The following is a 7,775-nucleotide window of genomic DNA, read 5'->3' on the forward strand; positions in this document are numbered from 1 at the left end:
TGATTTTCCTCTGATTGCCGTAAGGCGTCTTGCTTTCCCTCTGCAGGTTTTGCATCCGAACTCGAGGCAGAGATGGGATCAGATGACTTGGCCGTCGGATGTTATTCTCCCCTTGAGTTTACCGGCCCGCTCTTCGGCCTCCTCCATAACCCTGTCCAGCTGCTCCAGCACCTCGCCCGGATGCTTTTCCAGCACCCGCAGGGAGAGGGCCATCCGTCCCTTGGCCTCATCCACATCGATGACAACAGCTTTGATGCGTTGGCCTGGTTTGAACAAATCCGGTAGCGAGGCTACAAAACTTTGGCTGACCTGCTTGATGTGCAACAGCCCGGTTACCCCTTCTTCCAAGTCCACAAACACACCGAAGGGTTTTAGTCCGCTGACTTTGCCTTCCACCACTTGGCCACTGGTGTAGCGGCTCAGGTTCTCGGACTTTACAGCCGCCCTTTGGGAGAGCACCAGCTTGTTGGCTTCTGGGTTCACCTCGATAAAGCTTGCTGTCAAGGATTGCCCCACCAACTCCTCCAGACTTTCCCGTTGGCTGAGGTGGGAGCGGGGAATGAAGCCGCGCAGCCCCTGCACATCCACCACCACCCCCCCTTTGTTGGTGGCGATCACCGGAACGGTTACCGTCTGGCCGTTGGCTTGCTTCTGGGCCAGCTCTTCCCAAAGCCGCTTCAGCCTCAGCCGCCGCGCCGAGAGCACAATTTGTCCTTCTGCATCTTCCCGCAGGATGAGAAACTCGGCTTCTGTCTTTAAAGGAAAGAGCGCACTCAAATCTTCCCCTGGGCGGATCCCTGCTTCCTTGAGGGGCAAAAAGGCCGGGGATTTGCCACCAATATCCACCAGAGCGCCATCGTTCTGATGTTGGAAGATGCGGCCTTGCACCACCTGCCCCGGTTGAAAGCTGAGGTTTTGCTTGTCTAAAGCCTGGGCAAAATCTTCCGCGGAAAACGTATCGGCAGCCTGAGAGCGAGAAGAGCGAACGGTCATGGAAGGGCTCAATTCAAAAAGCAATGGGTTTCAGGATAACCCAAAACCTTCCAAGGATCCCAGCCTCTGGCTTAAATGTAGTACATAAGCCGAGCTTGTTGCTGTTGTGCCTGCCGGTCGCAGAGGTCTTGCAGGGTGGTCTTCTGGAGAATGGCTACCGCCGCAGCTTGGGCATCTTGCCAGGCCTTCAGGAGCACTTCCCGCTCTGGGGTGAGATCGCCCGAGGGCAAGTCGCGGGAGCGGGTGAGATCTTCCCCCTCGATGGCCTGGATAACATCCAGCAGCGAGATCTGCCAGGGTGCTCGGGCCAGGAAGTAGCCTCCCTTGGATCCCCGTTGGCTGCGCACCAACCCCTGTCTGCGCAAGGTGGCCAGCAATTGCTCCAAGTAGCGGTCGGGTATGGACTGATGAGCCGCAATTTCTTTAATCTGCAGCACCTGGCCATCGCTGTAGTGCTGGGCCAATTCCAGAAGGGCCAGGAGAGCATATTCACTTTTACAAGACAGTTCCAAGATAGTTATCCTTCGTGGAGAGCTCAGGTCTATGATACTCCGGTTTTTCAGTGGGGTTTAGCGGGATCCCGCCCTGAGCTGGCAATGGGATCCAGCCTGTAAGGTGGAATAGGCCCCTTTGGGAATGGTTTATGGCGAGTGTCAGCACCCGGTCTGGTTCAGCACGGATCCCAGCGGAGCGATTACAAACCTTGCACCAACAGATTGGCAAGCTGATTGCCAATATCGAATCCGTGTTTCAGGGCAAATCGCAGGTGGTGCAGGCGGTGGTCACGGCCTTGGTTGCGGAAGGTCATGTTTTGCTTGAAGATGTGCCCGGTGTAGGCAAGACCACTTTGGCGCGGGCCATCGCCCACAGTTTGGGAGCCAAGTTTCAGCGGATTCAATTTACCAGCGACCTATTGCCGACAGATATCCTTGGCCTCACCCTTTTCAACAAAGAAAAAGGGGATTTTGAATTTCGTCCCGGCCCCATTTTTGCCCACGTGGTCTTGGCGGATGAAATCAATCGCACCTCGCCCCGCACCCAAAGTGCCCTGCTGGAGGCAATGGCGGAAAAGCAGGTTTCGCTGGACGATCGCACCTACCCGCTGCCCAGCCCATTTATGGTGTTGGCCACCCAAAATCCTTTGGAGTACCACGGCACCTATCCCCTCCCAGAAAGCCAGTTGGATCGGTTTTTGGTACGGCTGTCGATTGGCTACCCCAGCCCTGAGGTAGAGCGAGCTTTACTCTTGCAACGGCAACAGGCCGAGCCAGTGGATGCTCTGCAGCCGGTTCTCTCCCTGATGGAGTTGCGAGAGATTCAGTCGGCGGTGGATCAGGTGTATTTGGATGGATCCCTGGCGGACTATCTTCTGCAGGTGGTGCAGGCCACTCGCGTGTCCAAGCTGCTGCGGGCGGGGGTATCCACCCGTGGAGCCCTGGCCTTGGCGCGGGCAGCACGGGCCCAGGCGCTGGTGAAGGGGCGCAGCTTTTGTCTACCAGAAGATCTGCAAGCACTGTTCGTGCCGGTACTGACCCATCGGGTTTCTCTGGCCGGGTCGGGAGAGATGGCCGGCAACCGACGGCAAGAGGCTGAGGCGGTGATTCGGGATATTGTCTCCACAATTGAGCCGCCTGTTTGAGGGATCCGTAGCAGCAATGGTTAACTACAGCAGTGAGTCGGGTCGGATCCGGGGATCCACCCACATCAGGAGCAAATCGGCCAACAAATTGCCCAGAATGAGCATCACGGCCCCCAGCAGAAGCCCCGCCATCACCACATTGATGTCGAAACTTTGAACAGCCTCCAAGAGCAGCTTGCCCAGCCCCGGCCAATTGAAGAAAAACTCGGCAATAAAAGAGCCGCTGAGCAGATTGGCAAACTCAAAGCCCAAGATCGTGATCAAGGGGTTGACGGCGTTGCGCAGCGCGTGCAGCCAGATCACCCGCCACTCCGGGATCCCACGGGCCCGCGCCGCCTGGATGTATTCCTGCCGCAGCACATCCAAGAAATTGCCGCGCGTAATCCGCTGCAGCCCGGCAAAGCTGGTGATGCTCAGAGCCAGCGTGGGCAGGAGCAGGTGGCGGCCCAGATCCAGCAACTTTTCCCCCAAACTAAGCTCGGCAAAATAAACACTGGTCATCCCCCCTACCGGCAGCCAGCTCACGTTTTGGGCCACAATTAGCAGCAAAATGGCCAGCACGAAGCTGGGCATGGCCTGGCCCAGGTAGCTGAGCAACTGCAACGCCCGATCCAGGGGGGTGTTCTGCCGCAGCGCCCCCAGGATCCCTAGGGGAATGGCGACCAGCCAAGTCAGCACCACAGAGGACACCGCCAACAGCAAGGTAGCGCCGGCGCGGGAGAGGATGAGCTGTGCTACCGGCACGCGATAGGTGTAGCTCACCCCGAAATCCCCTTGCAGCAGGTTGCCCAGCCAGGTCAAGTACTGCCAAACCAAGGGCTTATCCAACCCCAGCCGCGCTTCCTCTTGGGCAATAAACTCCTGGCTGAAACTGGGATCCGCCCGCAAGGGATCCAAAAAATCTCCGGGGGCCAGCTGCAAGAGCAAAAAGCTGAGCACCGTGATCAACAGCAGCACCGGCACCGCTTGGGTCAGCCGCTGCAAAACCAAGGCCAGCGGCGGCCAAAGGTCAAAAGCGCGGGAACGGGAAGGCGGAGAGGAGGTTACAGCCACAGATGCAGATGGATACCTTAAGTGGTGCGCTCTTTGAGTTGGATTCTTGTCGAACTATGCTGACATCCTTGCGGCCAGATTTCCAGTGTGGGGTTTGCCAAGCCGAGCGGCTCTCTTGCAGGGGAATTGAGGGTTCAGGCAGTCCGGCAGACAGAAGCTGAAGCGGTACACTAGTCAGAAGCTTTTTTCATCGAGTCCCGTTGGGAAGACCTCTTGCGAAACCTGTTTCTTACCGGCGCTAGCGGCTGCCTGGGGCACTATGTGTTGGAGCGCCTGGCCCAGCAAAGGGATCCCGAGTTTCCGGAGCGGCCCGCCTACCACCTGTACGTTCTCATCCGCGAGACCAGCCGCCTGCGGCTGCCCCTAGAACGGCTGCCCGCCCCTATCACCCTAGTACCCGGCGATCTCCTGCGCATCCGGGAACACGCCGCTCTGCTGCGCCAGATGGATGGGCTGATCCACATGGCAGCGGCTTGGGGGGATCCCGCCCTGGCTTGGGCCGTGAATGTTACCCACACCCTGGAGCTCTTTCAGTTGTTGGATCCGGAGCGCTGTCAGCAGGTGATCTACTTTTCCACGGCCAGCCTTTTGAACCAGGACCTGGAGCCTTTGGCCATTGCCGGACGGGCCGGCACCGACTACATCCGCAGCAAGTACGAGATGCTGCTGCGGCGGCAGGAAAGCGGCTTCTGGCCGGAGCGCCTGCTCACCCTTTATCCCACCCTGCTCTTTGGCGGCAGCCCCCACCACCCCTACTCCCACATCACTGCCGGCCTCAAGGACGTTCTCCGCTGGCTGGATCTGATCCGCTTTTTGCGGGTGGATGCCAGCTTCCACTTTATCCACGCTGCCGATGTGGCCGAGATGGTGGCCTATTGGGTGGCCCATCTGCCTGGTGGCGGCGATTGGGTGTTGGGCAATCCCCCCCTCTCCTGGGATGAATGTGTGGAACAGATGTGTGCTTATTTCAAAAAACGGATCTATTTCCGAGTGCCTCTGCCCCCGGCTCTCGTTCGCGGCTTGGCCTTTCTATTTCGGGTGCGGCTTTCAGCCTGGGATGAGTTCTGTCTGCGCCAGCGCCATTTTGTTTACCCGGCCATTTCCCCAGAAACCCTGGGTTTGCGCTGCCACTTCCCCACCGTGGCCTCTCTTTTGGATACCTACCTCTAGACCACCTTTGAGTAACAGTAGAACTGGACGCTGCTTCCTTTCCCTCTGGGACGGGGGGATGAGAGCCGAGGACCCAAGGGATCCCACTCGCCTCCGACAGGGATCAGCCGGTGGGGGCCACCGTTTCTCTGATGGCCAAGGCCTGGAGCTGGGCGGCAATGCGCTCGCGGTTGAGGTTTTGCCCAATCAGCACCAGTCGGGTCAAGCGCGGCTCCTGGGGTCGCCAGGGGCGGTCGTAGTAGGTTTCAAATCGGGATCCCACCCCCTGCAGCACCAGGCGCATCGGCTTGTAGGGGACGGCCACAAACCCTTTTATCCGGTAAAGACATTCCTCCTGGGCCAACTGGCGTAGCTGAGCCACCAGGGATCCCGGCTCATAACCTCCCTCCAGGCTGAGGTAGAAAGACTCAAAAGCTTCGTGCTCATGCTCCTCCCCGTGATCGTGGTGGCTGGGGCGGTGCTCCAACTGATCTTCCACCGCCGCATTAAAGCCCAAGAGCACTTCTGGGGAGACCTGGCCCCGCTCACAGGGGAGAATTTGGATCCCAGGGGGCAACCGCCGGCGCAGCCAGCTTTCCACTTGCACCTGTTGCTCAGAAGAGATCTGATCCACCTTGGTCAGCAACACCAAATCGGCGCAGCTCAACTGATCTTCAAACAGCTCCTCAATAGGAGTCTCATGATCCAAGCTCTCATCTGCCTGTCGCTGGGCCTCCAGGGCCGCCAGATCGCCCACCAGTTGCCCAGAGGCCAGAGCCTGACCATCCACCACCGTAATCACCGCATCCACCGTGGCGCCTGTACGAATGGTGGGCCAGCGGAAAGCCTGCACGAGCGGCTTGGGCAAGGCCAGTCCTGAGGTTTCAATCAAAATGCAGTCTAGCTCCGCCCGCCGCTGCAACAGAGCTTCCATGGTGGGCAAAAACTCCTCCTGCACCGTGCAGCAGAGACAGCCGTTGGCCAGCTCCAGAATGGGGATGGATCCCTCCCCCTCACACAGTTGGCAATCCCGCAGCAACTCGCCGTCGATGCCCACTTCGCCAAACTCGTTAACCAACACGGCAATGCGGCGGCCCTGGTTGTTGAGCAAAAGGTGACGGATCACCGTGGTCTTGCCGGATCCCAGAAATCCGGTGATGACGGTAACAGGGATCTTGTGCATCTGCTCTGATGACTCAGCGCTCTTCAGTTTCCACCCCAAACTTTCTTTCTGCCAATCCTTGAGGGGGGGATGCCCAAAAAAAGGCCCCCGGTATGGGGGCCAAGCCAAACCATTGAGACCGTTGTGCTAACCCAAAGTTAGCGGATCGGCTTCATCCGGTAAACCGGCTCGTTCTCGCGGTTGATCCCTTTCTCAAAACCGGCAGCAGCGGCGCGGGCGCGACCGGCATGCCACAGGTGACCCACGAAGAACAGGAAGCCGAAGATGAAGTTGTGAGCAGCCAACCAGGTGCGCGGGCTGGTGAAGTTCACCGTGTTGATCTCGGTAGCCACACCACCCACCGAGTTCAGGGATCCCAGCGGCGCATGGGTCATGTACTCCACCGCACGGCGAGCTTGCCAAGGTTGGATGTCGTTCTTCAGCTTGTCCAGATCCAACCCATTGGGGCCCAGCAGCGGCTCTTTCCAAGGAGCGCGCACATCCCAGAAGCGCATCGTCTCACCGCCGAAGATGATCTCGCCCGTGGGGGAGCGCATCAGGTATTTACCCAGACCGGTCGGCCCCTGCGCTTGGCCGATGTTGGCCCCCAAGCGCTGGTCGCGCACGATGAAAGTGAGAGCCTGAGCCTGAGATGCTTCTGGGCCAGTGGGGCCGTAGAACTCGCTGGGGTAGACGGTGTTGTTGAACCAGATGTAGCAGGTGGCAATGAAGCTCATCAGCGAAACCGCCGCCAAGCTGTAGGAGAGATAGGCCTCCCCAGACCAGATAAAGGCGCGGCGAGCCCAACCAAAGGGCTTGGTGAGGATGTGCCAAATCCCACCGGCAATGCAGATGATGCCAATGTAGATGTGGCCGCCGATTACATCCTCCATGTTGTCGACGCTGATGATCCAGCCTTCCCCACCAAAAGGAGATTTGAACAGGTAGCCGAAGATCACAGCGGGGTTCAAGGTGGGGTTGGTAATTACCCGCACATCGCCACCCCCTGGAGCCCAGGTGTCATAGACACCGCCAAACCACATGGCCTTGGCCACCAATAGGAAAGCCCCCAACCCCAACAGGATCAGGTGGATCCCCAGGATGGTGGTCATCTTGTTCTTGTCTTTCCAGTCGTAGCCGAAGAAGGGGAAAGACTGCTCCAGAGTTTCTGGGCCGCGAATGGCGTGATAAATGCCCCCCAACCCCAGCACGGCGCTGGAGATCAGGTGCAGCACCCCGATGACAAAGTAGGGGTAGGTGTCAATCACCTCGCCCCCCGGGCCAACCCCCCAGCCCAGAGTGGCCACGTGGGGCATCAGGATCAGGCCCTGCTCATACATAGGCCGATCCGGCGTGAAGTGAGCCACCTCAAACAGCAGCATCGCTCCCGCCCAGAAGACGATCAGGCCAGCGTGGGCCACATGGGCGCCCAAAAGCCGACCGGAGAGATTAATCAAGCGGGCATTCCCAGCCCACCAGGCAAATCCGCCTTGGGTGCGATCTTGCACCACTGCAGAACCAAATGTTGTCGAGGTCACAGAGACCAACCTCCAATGATAGTCAGGAACAAGAGACACCAAAAAAAGTTTAGTTAACGCGAGCGCCTGCCGTTGGGCTCCCTGTCCACTGGGATCCGCGGCAGGGGATCCCTTGGGCAAGCGCTCATCCTCACAGAGCAGATCTCTAGGGATCTACCGCAGCTAAAGTCGAGCGAGCTCAGTGGGTTTAGAGCGCATTGCCGCGGGGGAGGACTTCTTCAGGGAACTCAAAGCGCTCATG

7 protein-coding genes are annotated in these 7,775 nt (G+C 58.8%); 2 read left to right on the plus strand and 5 right to left on the minus strand.

Annotation, left to right across the window (positions count from 1 at the left end):
• Window positions 1-78 precede the first annotated feature (78 nt).
• Both NW829_RS11015 and NW829_RS11020 read right to left on the minus strand, forming a co-directional pair.
• The gene (locus NW829_RS11015; protein ID WP_414351627.1) at window positions 79-993 is read right to left on the minus strand and encodes a S1 RNA-binding domain-containing protein; all 915 of its coding nucleotides are present in this window, start codon (window positions 991-993) and stop codon (window positions 79-81) included.
• 71 nt (window positions 994-1,064) lie between these two features.
• Window positions 1,065-1,505, minus strand: coding sequence for an RrF2 family transcriptional regulator (locus NW829_RS11020; protein ID WP_414332250.1), 441 nt, complete (start codon window positions 1,503-1,505; stop codon window positions 1,065-1,067).
• Window positions 1,506-1,636: 131 nt separating this feature from the next.
• Between NW829_RS11020 and NW829_RS11025 the strand changes: the two genes are divergently transcribed.
• A complete protein-coding gene (locus NW829_RS11025; RefSeq protein WP_414342457.1) occupies window positions 1,637-2,632 on the plus strand; it encodes an AAA family ATPase in 996 nt (331 codons plus the stop codon).
• 24 nt (window positions 2,633-2,656) lie between these two features.
• Here NW829_RS11025 and NW829_RS11030 read toward each other — a convergent pair whose 3' ends face one another.
• Window positions 2,657-3,685: an ABC transporter permease gene (locus NW829_RS11030; protein WP_414417083.1), complete on the minus strand. Its 1,029-nt coding sequence runs from the start codon at window positions 3,683-3,685 to the stop codon at window positions 2,657-2,659.
• Window positions 3,686-3,898: 213 nt separating this feature from the next.
• Here NW829_RS11030 and NW829_RS11035 point away from each other — a divergent pair, with 213 nt between their 5' ends.
• On the plus strand, window positions 3,899-4,855 hold the full coding sequence (locus NW829_RS11035) for an NAD-dependent epimerase/dehydratase family protein (RefSeq protein ID WP_414358402.1): 957 nt from the start codon (window positions 3,899-3,901) through the stop codon (window positions 4,853-4,855).
• Between the two features lie 103 nt (window positions 4,856-4,958).
• Here the strand turns inward: NW829_RS11035 and cobW are convergent, their stop codons facing one another.
• Both cobW and psbC read right to left on the minus strand, forming a co-directional pair.
• Window positions 4,959-6,017, minus strand: a complete 1,059-nt coding sequence (cobW, locus tag NW829_RS11040; RefSeq protein ID WP_414417084.1) for a cobalamin biosynthesis protein CobW — start codon at window positions 6,015-6,017, stop codon at window positions 4,959-4,961.
• A gap of 137 nt (window positions 6,018-6,154) precedes the next feature.
• Entirely contained in the window at window positions 6,155-7,534 is a 1,380-nt protein-coding gene (gene psbC / locus NW829_RS11045; protein WP_414383044.1) for a photosystem II reaction center protein CP43, read from the minus strand.
• Window positions 7,535-7,775: the final 241 nt, after the last annotated feature.

The organism is Synechococcus sp. R55.8 (genome assembly GCF_047461895.1).
Taxonomy (GTDB): domain Bacteria; phylum Cyanobacteriota; class Cyanobacteriia; order Thermostichales; family Thermostichaceae; genus Thermostichus.

Coding starts and splice junctions, on each gene's coding strand:
- NW829_RS11015 (WP_414351627.1), bottom strand. CDS start 993: ATGACCGTTCGCTCTTCTCGCTCTCAGGCTGCCGATACGTTTTCCGCG.
- NW829_RS11025 (WP_414342457.1), top strand. CDS start 1,637: ATGGCGAGTGTCAGCACCCGGTCTGGTTCAGCACGGATCCCAGCGGAG.
- cobW (WP_414417084.1), bottom strand. CDS start 6,017: ATGCACAAGATCCCTGTTACCGTCATCACCGGATTTCTGGGATCCGGC.